The organism is Stenotrophomonas sp. 63632_Sma (assembly GCF_056482875.1).
Window position 1 is genome coordinate 2671523 of the sequence record NZ_CM151220.1, and the last position, 18637, is coordinate 2690159.

Genomic DNA, 18637 nt, shown 5'->3' on the forward strand with positions numbered 1-18637 from the left:
GTGACGGCGGCGATCACGGTGGCGGCGTATCATGCCGCCACCATGTCACTGCCTGTTTCGCCATCGCGCCTGCATGCGGCCTTCCAGGGCCTGCGCCTGCGGCTGCGCGGCAGTGACTTGTGGTTCATTGCGCTTGCCCTGCTGGTCGGCCTGATCGCCGGCTACCTGACCTTGCTGCAGTCCGGCATCGCACGCTGGCTGCAGGGCACTCTGTACGGGCTGGACGACGGCATGCGCCTGAGCTCCCTGCCCTCGCTGACCTGGACCGCGCTGCTGGTGCTGCCGCTCGGTGGCCTGCTGGTCGGGCTGGTCAGCCTGGCTGCGACCCGGCTCAAGCGGCCCCTGCTCGATGCGGTGGAAGCCAACGCCCTGCATGGCGGCCGCATGTCGATGCGCGACAACCTGATCGTGCTGACCCAGACCCTGCTGTCCAACGGCTGTGGCGCCTCGGTCGGACTGGAAGCGTCGTACACGCAGATGGGCGCGGGCAGCGGCTCGCAGCTGGGCCGGGTGATGCGCCTGCGCCGCAACGATGTGCGCATCCTGGTCGGCGCCGGTGCCGCCGGTGCCATCGCCGCCGCCTTCGGTGCACCGCTGGCTGGTGCGTTCTACGCCTTCGAGATCGTCATCGGCGCCTACACCCCGGCCGCGCTGGCCCCGGTGGCGGTCGCTGCATTGGCTGGCGCATTCGTGGCCGACCAGGCCGGCATCGAGGCCTACCTGCTGCCGGCCGCCTCGACGATTGATGTCCGCGCCGCCGACTACGCCATCTACGGTCTGCTCGGCTGCTGCTGCGCGATGGTCGGCATCGCGGTGATGCGGTTGATCGCCTCGATCGAAGGCACGGTCAAGCGCAGCCCGTTGCCACTGTGGGGCCGGCCGGTGGTGGGCGGCCTGCTGCTGATTCCGCTGGCACTGGCCAGCCCACAGGTGCTGTCGTCCGGCCATGGCGCGCTGCACCTGGACCTGACCACGCATCTGCCACTGATCTGGATCGGTGGCCTGCTGACCCTGAAGTGCCTGGCCTCGGGCATCTCGCTGGGCTTCGGCTTCCGCGGTGGCCTGTTCTTCGCCTCGTTGTTCATGGGCACCCTGGTCGGTGCCCTGTTCGCCGGCCTGCTGGCGATGGCCACCGGCGTGCCGGTGATCGACGCCACCTCGGCCGCACTGGCCGGGATGGCAGCGCTGGCCGCTGCGGTGGTCGGCGCACCGATGACCATGGCCATGCTGGTGCTGGAAGGCACCCACGACTTCCTGCTGACCAGCGTGGTGATGAGTGCGGTGCTGGTCTCCAGCACGCTCGTGCGGCAGTGGTTCGGCTATTCGTTCTCGACCTGGCGCATGCACCTGCGCGGCGAGACCATCAAGAGCGCCCGCGACGTGGGCTGGGTGCAGAACCTCAACGCCGGCCGGTTGATGCGCAAGGGCGTGGCCACCGCGCCGGCCGACCTCGACGCCTCCACCTTCCGCCAGCGCTTCCCACTGGGCTCGGGCAGCCGCGTGATCCTGATCGACAGCGAAGGCCATTACGCCGGCATCGTGCAGATTCCGCGCGTGTACGGCGACGGCGTGAAGCCCGAAACCATGATCGGCGAACTGGCGGAAAACCGCGACGTGTCACTGCTGCCAAGCGCGGACGTGGTCACCGTGATGCAGCGCTTCGACCACACCCAGGCCGACGAACTGGCCGTGGTCGCTGCCGACGGCCAGGTGCTGGGCGTGGTCTCCGAAGCCTTCGTACGCAAGCGCTACGCCGAGGAACTGGACAAGCGCCAGCGCGAACTGATGGGCGAGCGGGTCGAGGACACCGACTGACCCCGCAAAAAGGGGACGGAGGGGATTAAGTCGTTTCTGGCCGCCTCGAAATCCACGCATGGCGTGGATCTACTGTCACCTCGACCGGGTAGACTCCGGCCATGCGCTTCATTGAAACCTTCCAGGCCGGCCCCTTCGCCGACACCGTGGTCAGCCTGCTGGCCGCCTTCGTGCTGGGCACGCTGATCGGCGCCGAGCGCCAGTACCGCCAACGCACCGCCGGCCTGCGCACCAACGTGCTGGTCGCCGTCGGCGCCGCTGCCTTCGTCGACCTGGGCATGCGCATCGCCGGCAGCGCCGAGGCAGTGCGGGTGATCTCCTACGTGGTCTCCGGCGTCGGCTTCCTCGGCGCCGGCGTGATCATGAAGGAAGGCATGAACGTGCGCGGCCTCAACACCGCCGCCACCCTGTGGTGCTCGGCGGCGGTCGGCAGCTGTACCGGCGCGGACATGCTGGCCGAAGGCGTGCTGCTGACGGTCTTGATCATCGCCGGCAACACCCTGCTGCGGCCGCTGGTGAATGCGATCAACCGCATCCCGATCAACGAGACGGCCACCGAGGCCACCTACGAGGTGCGCCTGAGTGTGGATGCCGAAGCGGTGCCGCGCGTGCGCGAGCGCCTGGTCGATGCGCTGGAAGCAGCGCAGTATCCGGTCGGTGATGTGCAGGTGGTCGAGCATGCCGACGCGCCCACCGATGTGATCGCGGTGCTGGTCAGTACCGCCGTGAGTGCCGATGAGCTGGACGTTGTGCTGGCGCGGATGGAGCACGTGCCGGGCGTGCTGCATGCCACCTGGGAAGTCAGTACCCGCGATTGATTCATCCACGCATGGCGTGGATCTACCGAGGTTGTGGTGCAGTAGATCCACGCCATGCGTGGATGCGCTTCTCTCACCCACCCGCCAGGCGCTGCTGGGCCCTCAACAACTTGCGGAACGAACCGCACTGGCGCGCGTCCTGTGCTTCCGGGCAGGCCGCCGCGCGCTGTAGATGACGGCGCACCCGCTGCAGCTGGGAGATCTGCTGCTGCAGCACATCGGCCTGTGCCAGCAGGGCTTCGCGATCCAGCGTAATGCATCCGCGCTGAGGCGGCAGCGACAACCCGATCTGCTGCAGCGACAACCCGGCCGACCGGCCAAGGCCGATCAACGCCAGGCGCTCCAGCACCTGCTCGTCGTACTGCCGGCGCAGGCCGCGACGGCCCAGCGACTGCAACAACCCGAGCTGCTCGTAGTAACGCAGGGTCGAGGCCGGCACGTCGCTGCGCTTCACCACCTCGCCGATATCCAGTTCACGCATGGGCTTGACCTCAAGTCGCCTTCAAGCATCAACCTATGGGCAACTTCCCGGCAGGACAAGGCCATGGCCAGTACATCCCCCGTTGATCAGAATGCGCTCTGGAATGGCCCTGGCGGCCAGATCTGGGTCGCCCAGCAGGCCATCCTCGACGGCCTGTTCCAGCCCATGGCCGACCTGCTGGTGGCCGAGCTTCCGCAAACCGTCACGCAACTGCTCGATATCGGCTGTGGCACCGGCGCGAGCCTGCTGGCATCAGCCGCCGCTCGCCCGGCGACACACAGCACCGGCCTGGACATCTCCGCGCCGATGCTGGCACTGGCCCGCCAGCGCGCCGAGGCGGCCGGACTGGACGCGGACTTCATCGTGGCCGATGCGCAGCAGCATCCGCTGCCCTCCGCGCACTTCGACTGGATCCAGTCGCGGCTGGGTGTGATGTTCTTCGAAGATACCGAGGCCGCCTTCGCCAACCTGCATCGTGCTGCAACGCCAGGCGCTGGGCTGCGTTTCATCGCCTGGCGCAGTGCCGACGAGAACCCGTTCATGACCACGGCCGAACGCGCGATCGGCGATGCACTTGAGCTTCCGCCGCGGGTGCCAGGAGCACCCGGCCAATTTGCCTTTGCCGATGGCCAGCGCGTGCAGCGTCTGTTGCAGGCCGCCGGCTGGAAGGATGTGGAGTTGGTCGCGGTAGACCTGCCCTGCTCGATCGCCCGCGATGAACTGCCGACCTATGTCGGCCAGCTGGGCCCGTTGGGCTTGGCGCTGCGGAACCTGCCCGAAGACCGCGCCGACGCACTTCGAAACAAGGCGCTGGCCGCGTTCGCGCCCTTCATCGAAGGCGACCGTGTGCGCGTCGATGCCGCCTGTTGGCTGGTCCGCGCCCGCGCCTGATACAAAAAAGGGGACGGAGGGGATTAAGTCGTTTCCGGCACAGCCGGGGCAAGAACGACTTAATCCCCTCCGTCCCCTTTTTCTACTACAGCGCCTCGCCGGCGTCCGCCAGGCGCGATTCAATCAGCGCATACCACTGCTGCAGCACGTCGATCAGCATGTCCAGCTCGGCGTCGGTGCGCTGTGCGCGCCCACTGCGCAGGCAGGCCTGGGCTTCCTGCAGCTGGGCGAGGAAGCCGGCCACGGTATCGGCCTGCAGGATCAACCCCGGCAGGCGCCGCCCGGGAATGCGCACCACCGCATGATTGCCGAGCTGGCCGTACACACTCAGTGTGGTTTCCGTCTTCATGGAAAGAGGCAGGAATTGGGCGTTCATCGCGTGCACCATGGAAAACCTGAGCCGCCGGCAGGCGTGGACAACGGGGGAGACGTGGCCACGTCCTGCCGACGGTCAGGGGGGACTCGAGATACCGGGGCGTGGCCCCGGTGCGGGACTCTCAGCGCGGCTGGGCCATTCCGGCGATCTGCACGCGCCGGTTCGGCGCCAGGCAGGCGATCAGCTCGCGACGGTTGCGCTGCTCGCACTGCACGATCGGCTCGGCCGCGCCGCGTCCTTCGGCACTGATGCTGGCTGCAGGCACGCCGCCCTGCACCAGCGCGCTGCGCACGGCCTCGGCACGTCGCTGCGACAGGGCCTGGTTGTAGCTGGCACTGCCGATACGGTCGGTATACCCGGTCACCCGGATTGACTGCACCTGACTGGCCTCGCGCACCTGCGCCAGCACGCCCTGCACGGCCTGCTGGCCTTCGGCACTGAGCACCGCGCTGTCGAAACCGAACAGCGCATCGGCGGACAGGCGCAACGGCTGCTCCGGCAACGGCGCCGGTGCAGGCGGGGCCGGCGGCCGCGGCGGGTCCAGCACCGCCGCACATGATTCAGGCTTCCAGTAGCCACCCTGGGCGATGCCCTTGCTGTCGAATCGCACCTGGAACTGGCAGGTGAAGTACTCCGCGCCCTGCGCAGTGCGGAAGTTGAACAGGTAGTTCCACTCGCGCACGCCCCACATGCCCTCGTTGAAATGCGGCGTGCCCAGCAGCGTGTACAGCTGGCGCTTGCTCATGCCCGGCGCGAAGCGGCGCAGGTCGGCGACGTCGGGATAGATGCCTTCCTTCAGCGAGGCCTTCGAGGCCTCCGGGAACTGCACGGCGGTGGTTTCGGCAGGACCTTCGGCGGCCGGCGCATGGCTGCGGCAGGCGGCCAGCAGGCCCATTCCCAGGACCAGGCCCAGCACTGCGGCCACCTGGCCGGTGCGGGCGATGCGATGCTGTTTCATGTCATTCCCCCTTTGGACGTTTCCGCGATGCCGGGCCGCGCGTGCGGCCCGGCGGCGGGGATCACCACTGGATGCCGGCACCGACGGCCACACCGGCCTCGCCACGGCTGTTGGTGGAGCCGCTGAACTTGTAGATCCAGCGCCCTCCTTCGGAGACACCGGAGATACCAACCGCCACGCCCGACTCGCCGTTGTAGCTGCCGGCGGCGACCGAGGCCATGCTGCGGCCCGCTTCGCTGGGCTGCGGCAGTGCTGCGGTGGCCATAGCCGAGGCGATACCGGCCGAGGCGCGGTTGTCGGTCTTGCGCAGGTCGCGCTCGAAGCCACCCATGCGCTCGTCGGTGTATGCCTTCGACCAGTCCAGGGTCTGCGCCATGCCCGACTTCAGCTGGTCCACGTTGACTGCGTCGGTACCGGCGGTGCCGGCGGCGACGTTACGCACCGTGGTCGGGCCGCTGTTGGTGCTGCCCAGCGTGACACTGTTGTAGTTGGTCGCGCCGTTCACCGTGGTGTCGTAACGGATCGTACCCTGCTGCGAGGCCTGCAGCTGGCGTACGTTGACCGCGTCGGTCGCCTGCGAACCGTCGGCCACGTTGACCACCTGGCGTTCGGCACCGGCGGCACCCACTGAGACCGTGTTGGCCCGGTTCGCCACCGAACCCGCACCCAGCGCCACCGAGTTGTCGGCCTGCGCCTGCGAGCCATTGCCCAGCGCGGTCGAGTTGGCACCGGCGGCGGTGGAGCCAGCGCCACCTGCGGCCGAATTGGCACCGCTGGCGGACGGATCGGCCAGGTTGTTGGTGTTGTTGGCGCGGAAGCTGCCGGCCACGTTGGTGATGTTCTGGATCTTCTGGTCGGTGTACTTCTTCGATTCGTCGATGGCGTAGTTCACGCCGTTCTTCAGCTGGCCGACGTTGGTTGCGTCGTACGTATCGGAACCGTCGGCGACATGGGTGATCTTGCGCTCGCTGCCGGTGCTGCCGACCGAAACCTCACCGGCCGAGTTGCTGGCGCCGGTCTGGCCATAGGCGCCGGTGTAGCCGCTCTGCGCACCGACGCTGGCCACCGACCCGGCACCCAGGGCGACGCTGTTGCCGGCACTGGCGCTGGCGCCGTTGCCGACCGCCACGCTGTTGGCACCGGCCGCACTGGCCTGCGGGCCGACCGCCACCGCTTCCGCACCGGCAGCCGTTGCAGGCGCTGCGGTCGAGTTCACTGCCAGGTAGGCACTGCCACCGCTGTTGTTGGTGATGCGTTGGTTGAGGACCTTCAGCGAGCCGTCCACCGCAGTGAAGGCGGCGGTGACATTGTTGTAGTCGCCGCTGGTGAAGGTGCCGTCGGTGGCGATGCTGGAGATGCTGAACTTCGGCGCGGTCCACACGTTGGTGGTGCCGTTGTACGCGGTGGTGCCACCGAAGTAGTTGGCGATGGTGCTGTTCGTGCTGAACAGCTGGTCGCCGGTGATGGCATCACTGCTGCCGGCCAGGATGCTGCCGGCGGCGACGTTGGTGATCTTCACCGCGCCGGTGCCGGTACCCGTCAGCGTCACGCTGTTGAGCACGTTGCCACTGCCATCGACGTCGTACTTCACGGCCAGCTTGTCGATCTCATCGGTCTGGTCGGCAACGTTGGCCAGCGAGTTGCTGACCGCATCGAAGGCGGTACCAACGTCGTTGTAGCTGCCCTTGGTCACGGTGCCGTTGGCGGCGACGTTGTTGATCGAGTAGGTCGGTGCGGTCAGCTCGCCGCTGGCGTTGACCGCCGCGCCACCACCGAGGTGGGTGGCCACGGCCTGGTTGGCCGCAAACAGCTGGGCACCGTTGATGGCCTCGCTGCTGGTGGCACTGACCTGGCCCGGGCCGAGATTACGCAGCGTGGTGGCCGTGCCGGTCTGGCCGAGCGTGGCACTGGCGTAGTTGACGCTGCCATCGCCATTGAGGTCATAGCGCAGTGCCCCCTGTTCCGACGCCTGCAGCTGGCCGACATTGACCGCATCGGTGGCGGCGGTACCCGCAGCCAGGTTGGTGACCTGACGCTCGGCACCGGCGGCACCGATGGACACGCTGTTGGCACGGTCAGCCAGGCTGCCGGCACCCACCGCGATGCTGTTGGCGGCGGTGGCGCGGGCGTTGGTACCGACCGCGATCGAGTCGGCGCCGCTGGCCAGTGCCTCGGTACCGGTCGAGTTCACCCGCAGATACTTGGTGCCACCGTTGCGGATGTCGGTGATCTGCGTGTTGAGATTGACCAGCGAACCATCGACCGCGGCGAAGGCATCGGTGGCGTTCTCATACAGACCCTTGGCGATCGCACCGCCGGTGGAGATGGTGCTGATCTCGAACAGTGGTGCGGTGAAGGCACCGCTGGCCGGATCGAAGGCTGCGCGACCGCCGAAGAAGCTGGCGATGGCCGCATTGGTCGCCGCCAACTGGCCGCCATTGACCGCTTCCAGGCTGCCGGCGGTGACCGCACCGCCGGCCAGGTTGCCGATGGTGGTAGTGCCGGTGCCCGCACCGAGCGTGACGCGGCGATAGTTCGGATTACCGGCACCGTCCAGATCGTAGGTCACCGCAGCGGCCGCCACATCATCGATCAGGCTGATGGCACCCTTCAGCTGGGCCACGTTGACCGCATCGGTATTGACACTACCGGCGGCCACGTTGGTGATCTGGCGCTCGCCGCCACCGGCGGTACCCACCGACACTTCACCGGCCGAGACCTGCGGCGCAGTGAGGCCATAGGCGCTGTAGCTGGCCTGGGCACCGCGCAGCGCGGCCGAACGGTAGCCCAGTGCAACCGAATTGGCCTGGTTGGAGGTCGCCTCGGCACCGAGCAGGGTCTGCCCGTTGGCCGTGCCCACCGCGCTGTCGCCGACGATCACCGAATGGCCCATGCGTGCGGCGTAGTCCGCAGTCGGCACACCGGTCGGGTTGCTCGGATCATTGGTGCCGGCGCCCGGGAAGGCGACGTTGGCATCGACCTTCGGCAGCTCGTGGCGGGCATTGGCACCGATCACCACTTCCTTCGAACCGTTGGCAAAGGCGCCGTCACCCATCAGCACCTGGTAGTCCTGCGCCGCATTGACTGCCCAGCAGGAGATGTCGGCGAGGACAATATCCAGGCACTTGGCCGCCCATGCCGGCGAATCCTTCGGCAGCAGCAGCCCGAGCAGGCCGCCCGGATTGCCGTTGTTGATGTTGTAGATGTAGCTGTCGGAGGTGACACCACCGATCAGGGTCAGGTGCGAGCTGCCGCCGGTGACGGCGCCGCCCAGGCCATTGAGGGTGCTGCCGACCGGCGACAGGTTGACCACCGGCAGGCCCAGCACATTGACCGTCGAGTAGGTCTGCATCACGTTGGCGTTGCTGAGCTTGAGGTTGCCGTTGCTCAGGTAGCCGTTGCCGCCGAACAGGCTGGTGGTGGTCGGGCCGATCAGCTGCCCGACATTGCCGACCAGGCCACCGGTGCCGATGATCAGGCCCGCGTTCGGATCGGCCGGAGCCGGCGCCTTCGGGCTGGTCGGCGGGATCGCCGAGGGCTTGGTCAGGCCGAGACCGCTCAGCGTGCCACCGACCAGGCCACCCACGGCACTGCCGAGATTGCCGATGGTGCCATTGAGGTTGCCGTTGAGCAGGTTACCGACGGCGCCGCCGACATTGCCGAGCGTATCGCCCAGCAGGCCACCGAGGCCGCCGGTGCTGCCACCTGTAGCGCCATTGAGTACACCGCCGACGGTGCTGCCCACCGCACCCACTGTATTGTTGAGCGTGCCGCCCACGGCGCCACCCACTGCACCCACCGTGCCAGCCGCACCATTGAGTGCGCCGCCGACGGTGCTGCCGACCGAACCGACCGTGCCGTTGAGTGCACCACCCACAGTGCCGCCGACTGCACCAACCGTACCAACGGCGCCATTGAGCGTGCTGCCCACTGCCCCGCCCACCGCACCGACCGTGCCGTGCAAGGCGCCGCCGACCGCACCAACCGTGTTGCCGACGGTGCCATCAAGGACGCCACCCACGGCGCCACCTGCCGCGCCGACAACGCCGCCCACCAGGCCACCCACGCCCAGTGCGCTGTTCTGCGCTGCCACAGTCGCTTGGCCGGCCAGCTTCAGATTGCGGTCGGCCACGACTTCCTGGCCATCGGGCGCTTGCACGCGCACTTTGCCGGCAACACCGGTATCGAAAGCTGCGGTGATCGCACGATCATGGGTCTCGCCCGGCAGCTCCTCCTTTGCCGGCAACGTGACCGCTGCCGTCGCCTTGACCTGCCCCTGACCGTCGATCTGGTGGCCCGCCAGCTTCAGCTGCGAATCCACCTTGCCGTCAACGGACGCCTTGAGGCCGGACAGCGAGCCAGCGGATGCGCCAGCAACAGCGGCAGCCGCCTTGGCACCGGTATCGATCGAGGCCACCTGGGCACCGGCGATGCCAACCCTGGCCTTCGCCTGCGCATCCGCAGCCACACCGAGCGGCGCATGCGCGGACGGCGCAACGTTGGCCGCCAGCGAGGCATCCATCTTCGCCACATTGGACGCTGCGTGCCCCAGCCCGACATTGGCGCGAACATCGGCGGCCAGTGCAGGAACCGCGACCTGCTTCGGCGCGGCGTTCGCCGCCAGCTTCACCTGTACGGTAGCCGGCAGCACGTCGCGCACGATCGGCAGCGAGGTCGTACTCAGCTGCAGGCCCACACGCGCGTCTGCGCTGATCGCCGGACTGCTCTGCGCCTGGCGCGATGCCGCGGCCAGCGCGACTTCTGCGTCGACCTTGACCGGCATCGGCTGCGCGTACTTCGCGGCCAGTGCCTGCAGATCACGCAGCGACTGATTGGATTCGGATGCTCCTGCATGCCCGCTGGCCAGCGCACACAGCAGGGCCAGGGCCAGTGCGGTCGGCATCAGCAGGACACTGCGCGGATCGCGGGCGGCGCTGCCGCCGCTATCGCCGGTGGCCAGTTCCGAGGCCACAACCAGAGCATTGAGCTGGCGGTTCCATACACGCCGGTAGATGCGGTTCATGAGCATTTCCCCCGTAGGCGAACAACTGGAATGTCAGTGGACTTGCCGTTAGGCAGGTGACTGACATTTCAGCGTTTGCAACGGCGGCTGCGCACTTCATTCCGGCACGGCAATCGCGCATTCCGGCAAATCCACGGTCGGAATCGGCAGCCGGTTATGCAGAAGCGGCAACCATATCGGCAAGCGGATATGCAATTCCGGCAGGAACCGCCGGGAAACCCTTATGGGGCCTGGATCAGGCGGGCTGGCCGATCTGCGCGGGTGCGCGCATCAGCGTGTCACGCGGCAGTTCACCGAAGACCTTGCGGTAGTTGTCGGCGAAACGCGACAGGTCCCACAGGCCACAACTGAGGGCGATGGCCTTGACCGAACGGCGGCTGGAATCGGCCATCGACAGGCTGCGGCAGGCTGCGCACAGGCGCAGCATCGACAGGTAACGATTGGGCGACGTACCGAACAGGTCCTCGAACGCGTAGCGCAGCCCACGCTCACTGACACCGGCAGCGTCGCAGATCTCATTCATGTAGATATTGCGGCGCAGGTTGAGGCGCATGAAGTTTTCCGCCCGCTGTGCGATCAGATAATGCGTGCGCCGCGCACGGCTGCAACCCGGGCGTTCGGCGGAACCCGCACCCAGCAGTGCCTGCACGTGTTCGTGCAGCAGCCGCTCGGATTCTTCCGGCTGCAGGCCCGTGCCCTGGCCCAGCTGCAGGTGCAGCTGCTGGTAATGCTGTGCCAGCGGGGCGGCCTCGCTGGCGAGATTGAACAGTGAAAGCGCCTGTCCGGCCGGCGGCGTGCTGCGCAGGCTCAGTTCGGTCAGCTTGCGTTGCACACGTGCCACCGGCACCAGCATCAGGGTCATGTGCGTGCCCGGGCTCAGGGTGAACTCGCTGATGCCCTCGGGCATCACGGTCAGCGCCATCCCAGGGGCAAGTGGTACGCCATGGCACCAGCTCAGGGTTTCATCGGTCGCATGCAGATACCCCAGCATCGCCCAGTCCGGCGGCAGCATGAAACGTCCACGGCAATGGAATCCACAGCTGATGCTGCAGAACAACGCCTCCTCGTGCACGCGTGACGCGAAGGCCGCCCGCGGCCCATTGCCATCGAGCAGAAGCAGTTCGACATCACATACACGAAGCACGCCGCTCAGCGTCGCCAGGTCGATCGACCGCAGGCCGCTGTCGTCGCTGTCTCCTACCCCACCATCGACCATGACAGTGTCGTCCCCCCGATTATCCGCCGTGCGGTACGGCCCCCACTGCCTGACAGGGCGCGCACCTCTCATGGAATCTCTTCCATCACCGGGATGCGCGCCGCCAAGGTGCGCACCCCAAAAGAAACGCGAGTACTTGAATGCGAGTATGCCCGATAATTCAACGGGGTAAACATCTGCACCGCGTTGAATAAGATGGATACAGAGGTGAAAATCAGATTGTCGCGTTTGGCACAGTTTTCGCATGCGACCTGAAGCCTGCCTCACATTATCTGCACGTCGATGAATCGTTGTGCGGGCGAACGGATTTCCGTCACAGAACCCGGCTTTGAAATTAAGGACCAATGGGATTCTGCCGAATTTGCATATAGGTTCCGGTTGCAGGCGGCCGCCATTCAGGCAAAGTCGATAACACGGTGATCCGGTCTTTGATAATGACCGCACCCAGGGGGACAGCATGACCATGCACGTATCGCTCGACACGTCGACCACCGGCCCCGCGCCGCGCGGTCGCGGTTGCGCGAACGGCGTCCCGCCTGGAAACGATCACCCTGCTTGAGCACAGCGGGTCCATCCCGCCGTGCCTCCTCCGCCAGGACGTGCGGAGGTCCACGGACGATCCCGGCGGAGCCGGGCCACCGCCCAACAGGTGTCCTGTAGCAGACAGGTAGAGGGAGACAAACGTCATGAACGCATCGATCCGCAAGTTCCTGAAGGAAGAAGATGGCGTTACCGCACTCGAGTACGGCCTGCTGGCGGCTGTGATTGCCGGCATCCTGATCGCGGTCGGCAATGCGCAGATCAAGTCCTTCTTCGAGACCCTGTTCACCAATCTCTCCGCATTGGCCACCAAGGCCTCCGGTAGTGCAGCACCGCCTGCCGGCGGCGGGGGCTGACCGGGACCGCGCGCAGCCATCGGCTGCGCTTGCGGCTCATTGCAGAAGGCGGCGGCTGACCGTCCACTGACGGACAATGGAGGGTGCGATGACACTGCTGGGATTGCTGGCCATCGGTGTGTGCCTGCGGATCGCGATCAGCGATCTGTACGCCCGTCGGGTGCCCAACGCCTGGCTGCTGTCCGCATGCGCGATCACCGTTGTCGTGCTCATCGCCGGACAGTTCAACGCGCCGCGCCTGCCGTGGGCTTCCCACGTTGCCGGCGCGGCGCTCGGCCTGGCCGCATTGCTGCCTTTCCATGCAGTGCGCTGGATGGGCGCCGGTGATGTCAAATTCTTTTCGGTACTGGGATTGATGCTGGGCTGGCAGGCACTGCTGCCGATCTGGATCGCGGCCAGCCTGGCAGCGGGCGCACATGCCGCACTGGTGCTGGTATCGCGCCGGTTGGGCCCAGTACTGCCCATCGGCCTTCAAGCCCATATGCATCGGGCAAGTTCGCAATGGCATTCGCACCCGGCGCTGCGCGGGATGCAGAGCGCCCGCCAGGGACGCCAAGGCATTCCCTACGCCGCCTACCTGGCGGTATCCGCCATCGCCTGGGTCTTCATCAGCACGTACGGAGGTGTGGCATGAACATCCACAACCGACGCCGGCAACGTGGCGCGGCCAGCATCGAGTTCGCGCTGATGTTGATGCTGGGCCTGCTGCCGCTGCTGCTGTTCACGTTCTCCGGCGTGATGATCATGGCGGCCCAGCAGACGTTGGCAACCGCCTCAGCCGAGGGTGCACGTGCATCGCTGCGCTATGGCAGCGCCAACGAACGCCGTACCGCCGCCTGCGTTGCGGCGCGTAGTTCGATGCAGTGGCTGCTGAACTTCTCGGGTCAGCCGGTCGACTGCAGCAATGGCGGAAACAACGCCATTCTGGTCTCCGCGCAGGCCCCCTGCGCCGGACTGGCCAGCGCCCAGTGCATGACCGTGACGGTCAGCTACGACTACGCAAGCCATCCCTTCCTGCCCGGCACCGCCACGCTTTACAAGTGGGTGATGCGGGCTCCCATCCGCAGCGTCGCGGTCGCTCAGCTCGACCTCGGCAGCGGCAACTGACGTTCGGTACAGGAGACGGTTCCATGCTCAAGTTGACCCGCATTGCTGCCGTCGCCCTGATCGGGCTGGCCGTGCTGCTGGCGGTGATCGCCTTGATGATCGGGCGCAAGCCGGCCGCACCGGCCACGGTTGCCCCGGTAGCGCAGAGCGAAGCCCAGGCGATCACCGTGGTGGAAGCGGTGGCGCGACTGCCGGCCGGCGAACCGATCTCTGCCAACGGACTGCGTCTCGCACAGCGCAGCGCCCCGGTTGCCGGCGCCGCCACCAGCATTTCCGCCGTGGTCGGAAAGGTGCCGGTGCAGGACATCGCCGAAGGCACGGCGATCAGCAGCAACGCACTCGCGCAGGGATTCTCGCTGCAGCTGCGCCCCGGGGAACGCGCACTGGCGGTCCCGGTCGACGAGCTGGTGGGGGCCGGCAACCGCATCCTGCCCGGTGATTTCGTCGACGTGTTCCTCAACCTGCGCACTGCCCAATCCACTGCCGGCGGCCCGGCCGACGCCGCACAGACGCGCCTGCTGCTGTCGCGCCTGCGCGTGCTCAGCTATGGCCAGCAGGACATCGCCCCGGCCAACCATGACGCTGTTGCCAGCAACGAGGCCGATGGCCGCAACGATCCACGCGCCGCCGACATCACCGGAAGCAGCAGCACCCAGAGCACGGGCAGCGGGACCGCCCAGCCGGCACGCAGCGCGGTACTGGCGGTGCCGGTGGCCGATGCCAACCGGCTGCTGCTGGGTGCACAGCAGGGCAAGCTGTTCCTCGCCCTGCGCAACCCTGCCGATTCCGGCCAGCCCGATCTGGCGCTGTTCCCGCAGGCACGCGGGGTGATTGATCCACTGCGTGGCCTGGATGCGGAACAGCAGCTTGCGCTGCAGCGGCCAGAGAATCACGCCTTCGCCGGCATCGACGGCGATGCATTGGCCGGCCGCAGCAACGCGCCCGCGCGCAGCACCCAGGATGCCCCGGCACGCGTACCCGCACCACGGCACAGCGCCCCACGCGCATCGGGCATCGAAATCATCCGAGGTGACAGCTCCGCCCCCCGTGGTTCCCTTTGACCTGCATCGAGCGCATCCATGACCGAACGTCGCCGCAGTCCACGCCCTTCCCCCCGCCAGCGCTGGCTGGCCCTGCTGCTGGTGCTGCTGGCACCGGCGACAAGCGTGGCCGCCGACGACCTGGTGCTGCAGGCGCGTGAGCAGCGCCCCTGGACCCTGCCGGGTGATCTGGAGCGGGTCGCCATTGCCGATCCGGGCGTGGCCGATATCGTGATGCTGCGCGGCCAGCGCCAGGCCCTGCTGGTCGGCAAGGCGCCGGGCACCACCACGCTCCTGCTCTGGCACCGCAAGCAGACCGAACCACAGCGCCTGCAGGTGCGGGTACAAAGTGCGGTGCAGGGTGCGGCCGACGCCGGCGCGAACGGGCTGGTATTCACCCAGCAGGACAATCAGGGCCTGCTGCAGGGAAGCACCGAGAGCGTGCTGTCGCACATGCAGGCGCAGAAGACTGCCGCCATGGCCCTGGGCAAGGATGGCCTGCTTGCCGACGCATCCACGGTGAGCAGCGGCGGCGTGGTCCAGGTCGAGGTCAAGGTGGTCGAGTTCAACAAGACCGCACTGAAGCAGATCGGCATCAGCTTCCAGAACCGCAATGGCAACTTCGCCTACGGCTTCGCCCGCCCGGGCGGCCAGCTGCCGGGCAACACCGGCATCCTGCCCGGCATGAAGGAAGGCAACTCCGGCAACGAAGCCGAATCGCCCATTTCTTCGGCCTTCCGCCTGGTGTTCGGCTCGACCAAGGGCCTGTGGAATGCCGACGTCGACCTGCTGCAGAGCAATGGCATGGCGCGTGTGCTGGCCGAGCCGACACTGGTCGCGCTGTCCGGGCAGAGCGCCAGTTTCCTGGCCGGCGGCGAGCTGCCGATCCTGGAACCGCAGGGGCTGGGCACCACCACCATCACCTACAAGCCCTTCGGCATCGGCCTGACCGTGACACCGACGGTACTGGCACCGAACCGCATCGCCCTCAAAGTCGCACCGGAAGCCAGCGACCTGGACTACAGCAACGCCATCGCGCTCAACGGCGTGCAGATTCCCTCCATCACCACCCGCCGCGCCGACACCACGGTCGAACTGGGCGATGGCGAGAGCTTCGTGATCGGTGGCCTGGTCAGTTCCAACGTGGTTTCCAGCGTCGGCAAGATCCCGCTGCTGGGTGACCTGCCGATCATCGGCTCGTTCTTCCGCAACTTCGACTACAAGCGCCAGGACAAGGAACTGGTGATCATCGTCACGCCACGCCTGGTGAAGCCGCTGGCACGCAACACCGAGCTGCCGCTGCCCGGCGACCGCGAGGCCAAGCCGCACATGCCCGAATGGGGTGCCTGGCTGCTGGGTCCTATCAGCCAGGACCCGGTGCCCGGCTTCTCACGCTGATTCCATGATGCCTGCGATACCACGCCCATGCCCTACGCCACTGCCCAGCCGCTGCATCCGCAAGGACCGCCGATGAACCTGGTCCTGTACGGAATGGATCGCGAACTGCTGCCCCGGCTGGCGGCCAAACTGCCGCCAACCACCACCCTGCACTGGCAGGACAGCAGCACGCCGACCTCCGCCCAGGACCTGCAACGCGGGCCGCAGAGCCTTGTGCTGCTCGACTTCCGCCCGGAACATGCGGCCGCCTCCAGCGTGCTGGCGCAGCAACTGCAACAGACAGAGCCGGATCTGGCATTGGTTGCCGTCGGTGCCACCAGTGCCGGCCAGGTGGAAGGTGTCGTCATCGCATTGCGGGCGGGCCTGCGTGATGTGCTGGACCTGGACAGCGACAACGTCGGCATCGAGGCCGCGCTGCGTCGCGCCCTGTCACCACGACCGGCCGCCGCCGCGCAGCAGGCGCACAAGGCCCGCCTGATCGTCCTGCTGGGCGTGCGCGCCGGGGTCGGCACCAGTACGCTGGCCGCGCATCTTTCGGTGCTGGCACAGCAGACCCGTGCACTGGCACAGGGCGAGGCACTGCAGCAGGATGGCCTGCTGATGGAGCTGGCCCAGCCTTCGGGCGACCTCGCCCTGTACCTCAACCTGGACAGCCGCTTCCACTACGAAGACGCGCTGCGCAACGCCAGTCGCATCGACGCCACCCTCGCCCGTACGGCCATGGCCCGTCACGATTCCGGACTGGTGCTGCTGGACCGCGCCAGCGGCAGCGATGCGGTACCGCCGTCCGATCCGGGTGCGCTGCTGCAGCGCCTGCGCACCGTGTTCGCCAGCGTGCTGTGTGATGCCGGTGGCTGCCCGCTGCGTCAGCTGCCGCCGCTGCTGCTGGACCAGGCCGACGAGATCTGGCTGGTCACCGATGCCTCCATTGCCACACTGGTGTCGCTCGACCAGGCACTGAAGCATCTTGCCGGCCAGCGCGAACGCGAGAAGCGCCTGCAGCTGGTGATCAACCGCCACGATGACAGCAGCGGCATGAGCCCGGAACAGATCGCGCGCCGCTTCGAGGTTCCCCTGCTGGCCACGCTTCCCGAACGACCGCGCGTGCGCCTGGCTGCCAGCCAGGGCCACCTGCTGCTGCAGGATGCGCCGCGCGACCCCTACCTGCGTGCCCTCGCCCCGCTGGTTTCGCGCCTGGATCCGGCTGCCTGCCCGGTCCAGGCGCAGGGCCTGCGGGAAAGACTCTCCCTTGCCCTGGGTGGATCGCAATGGAAGACAAGGTAACCCCGTTCCCGCATGCCGTTGCCCGGCCGGTGCTGCCCGAAAGCTCGCCGGGCCATCAGCCGTTCGCGCAGACCGAGCAGTACCAGAAGGTGCTGTCGGCCGCGCATGAGCACCTGCTCAACAGCATCGAGGACGAGCGCATCGACATCGATTCCTGGGCCCCCGACACCATCGCCCGCTGGGTGCAGGTGCAGACGGTGGGCTTCATCCAGGAGTGGCGCATCCCGATCAACGAAGAGGAGATGCAGGTGGTTGCCGACGGCCTGGTCAAGGAGCTGACCGGCTTCGGCCCGCTGGACGACCTGCTGCACGACCCGTCCATCGAAGACATCCTGATCAACGGTTTCAAGGATGTGCACGTGTCCCAGGGCGGCCAGCTCAAGCGGGCCACCCAGCGCTTCACCGACGATACGCATCTGCTGCGCATCCTACGCCGCATCCTCGCCCCGCTTGGACGCCGCCTGGATGACTCCAATCCGATGGTCGATGCGCGCCTGCCCAACGGCGGCCGTCTCAACGCGATCATCTCGCCACTGGCGGTGGATGGACCGATGGTGTCCATCCGCAAGTTCCGCAAGGACCCGTTCACCCCCGATGAACTGCTGGCCAAGGGCACCTTCGATGCGCCGATGCAGGCCTTGCTGAAGGCGATGGTACTGGGTCGCTGCAACATCCTGGTGTCCGGCGGCACCAGCTCGGGCAAGACCTCGCTGCTGAACGCCCTGGCCAGCTACGTCCCCGCGAACGAGCGCGTGATCACCGTCGAAGACACCGCCGAGCTCTCGCTCAACCACCCGCATGTAGTTCGCCTGGAAAGCCGTATCGGCGGCGCCGAAGGGCACGGTGCGGTCAGCATCCGCGATCTGGTCCGCAACAGCCTGCGCATGCGCCCCGACCGCATCGTCGTCGGCGAGGTACGCGGTGCCGAGGTGCTGGAAATGCTGCAGGCGATGAACACCGGCCACGACGGCTCGATGGCCACCATCCACGCCAATTCGCCCCGCGACTGCCTGTACCGGATCGAGATGCTGGCCGGCTTTGCCGGCTTCCAGGGCAGCGAGGACAGCCTGCGCCGGCAGATTGCCAGTGCCATCGACTTCATCGTGCAGATCTCGCGCCTGGGCAGCGGGCGCCGCGTGCTGGTCTCGATCACCGAGATCACCGGGGTCAGCGACAACCTGATCACCACCCAGGAAATGTTCCGCCACGAGCTGCAGATCGACGGCAACGGCAAAGAGATCGATCGCTGGGTCGGGCTGGGCTTCCATCCGCACTCGCACAAGCTGGAGCCGTTCCGCCAGCAGCTGCGCGAATCGCTCTACGGAGACTTCTGA

At 67.2% G+C, this 18637-nt stretch carries 15 protein-coding genes; 10 read left to right on the plus strand and 5 right to left on the minus strand.

The window, feature by feature from the left end:
- Window positions 1-42: 42 nt before the first annotated feature.
- The gene (locus tag ACZK45_RS12395) at window positions 43-1815 is read left to right on the plus strand and encodes a chloride channel protein (protein ID WP_346485496.1); all 1773 of its coding nucleotides are present in this window, start codon (window positions 43-45) and stop codon (window positions 1813-1815) included.
- A gap of 101 nt (window positions 1816-1916) precedes the next feature.
- Window positions 1917-2633 (plus strand): MgtC/SapB family protein, encoded by a 717-nt coding sequence (locus ACZK45_RS12400; protein ID WP_024957423.1) that lies wholly within the window; start codon window positions 1917-1919, stop codon window positions 2631-2633.
- Window positions 2634-2706: 73 nt separating this feature from the next.
- Here the strand turns inward: ACZK45_RS12400 and ACZK45_RS12405 are convergent, their stop codons facing one another.
- Window positions 2707-3114 (minus strand): MerR family transcriptional regulator, encoded by a 408-nt coding sequence (locus ACZK45_RS12405; protein WP_346485494.1) that lies wholly within the window; start codon window positions 3112-3114, stop codon window positions 2707-2709.
- 63 nt (window positions 3115-3177) lie between these two features.
- Here ACZK45_RS12405 and ACZK45_RS12410 point away from each other — a divergent pair, with 63 nt between their 5' ends.
- The gene (locus ACZK45_RS12410; RefSeq protein WP_180844364.1) at window positions 3178-4005 is read left to right on the plus strand and encodes a class I SAM-dependent methyltransferase; all 828 of its coding nucleotides are present in this window, start codon (window positions 3178-3180) and stop codon (window positions 4003-4005) included.
- A gap of 85 nt (window positions 4006-4090) precedes the next feature.
- Here the strand turns inward: ACZK45_RS12410 and ACZK45_RS12415 are convergent, their stop codons facing one another.
- From ACZK45_RS12415 to ACZK45_RS12430, 4 genes are all read right to left on the minus strand, one after another.
- A complete protein-coding gene (locus tag ACZK45_RS12415) occupies window positions 4091-4381 on the minus strand; it encodes a DUF6959 family protein (RefSeq protein WP_019659952.1) in 291 nt (96 codons plus the stop codon).
- Window positions 4382-4502: 121 nt separating this feature from the next.
- On the minus strand, window positions 4503-5339 hold the full coding sequence (locus ACZK45_RS12420; protein ID WP_346485491.1) for an OmpA family protein: 837 nt from the start codon (window positions 5337-5339) through the stop codon (window positions 4503-4505).
- Between the two features lie 61 nt (window positions 5340-5400).
- Window positions 5401-10362 (minus strand): YadA-like family protein, encoded by a 4962-nt coding sequence (locus ACZK45_RS12425; RefSeq protein ID WP_478444754.1) that lies wholly within the window; start codon window positions 10360-10362, stop codon window positions 5401-5403.
- A 235-nt stretch (window positions 10363-10597) separates the two neighbouring features.
- Entirely contained in the window at window positions 10598-11578 is a 981-nt protein-coding gene (locus ACZK45_RS12430; protein ID WP_478444755.1) for an AraC family transcriptional regulator, read from the minus strand.
- 686 nt (window positions 11579-12264) lie between these two features.
- Between ACZK45_RS12430 and ACZK45_RS12435 the strand changes: the two genes are divergently transcribed.
- From ACZK45_RS12435 to ACZK45_RS12465, 7 genes are all read left to right on the plus strand, one after another.
- Window positions 12265-12474 (plus strand): Flp family type IVb pilin, encoded by a 210-nt coding sequence (locus tag ACZK45_RS12435; protein WP_049398483.1) that lies wholly within the window; start codon window positions 12265-12267, stop codon window positions 12472-12474.
- Window positions 12475-12562: 88 nt separating this feature from the next.
- Complete coding sequence (locus tag ACZK45_RS12440) at window positions 12563-13108, plus strand: A24 family peptidase (RefSeq protein WP_478444756.1); 546 nt, start codon at window positions 12563-12565, stop codon at window positions 13106-13108.
- Window positions 13105-13581 carry a TadE/TadG family type IV pilus assembly protein gene (locus tag ACZK45_RS12445; RefSeq protein ID WP_049398481.1) on the plus strand — a complete coding sequence of 159 codons (477 nt, stop codon included), beginning with the start codon at window positions 13105-13107 and terminating at the stop codon, window positions 13579-13581. Before ACZK45_RS12440 ends, ACZK45_RS12445 begins: the two co-directional genes overlap by 4 nt.
- Before the next feature lie 23 nt (window positions 13582-13604).
- Complete coding sequence (gene cpaB, locus ACZK45_RS12450) at window positions 13605-14642, plus strand: Flp pilus assembly protein CpaB (RefSeq protein WP_478444757.1); 1038 nt, start codon at window positions 13605-13607, stop codon at window positions 14640-14642.
- Between the two features lie 18 nt (window positions 14643-14660).
- On the plus strand, window positions 14661-16019 hold the full coding sequence (locus tag ACZK45_RS12455) for a type II and III secretion system protein family protein (RefSeq protein ID WP_201116484.1): 1359 nt from the start codon (window positions 14661-14663) through the stop codon (window positions 16017-16019).
- A 27-nt stretch (window positions 16020-16046) separates the two neighbouring features.
- Complete coding sequence (locus ACZK45_RS12460) at window positions 16047-17303, plus strand: CpaE/TadZ family protein (RefSeq protein ID WP_032128075.1); 1257 nt, start codon at window positions 16047-16049, stop codon at window positions 17301-17303.
- Window positions 17288-18637, plus strand: a complete 1350-nt coding sequence (locus ACZK45_RS12465) for a TadA family conjugal transfer-associated ATPase (protein WP_049398477.1) — start codon at window positions 17288-17290, stop codon at window positions 18635-18637. The genes ACZK45_RS12460 and ACZK45_RS12465 overlap by 16 nt, the downstream gene beginning before the upstream one ends.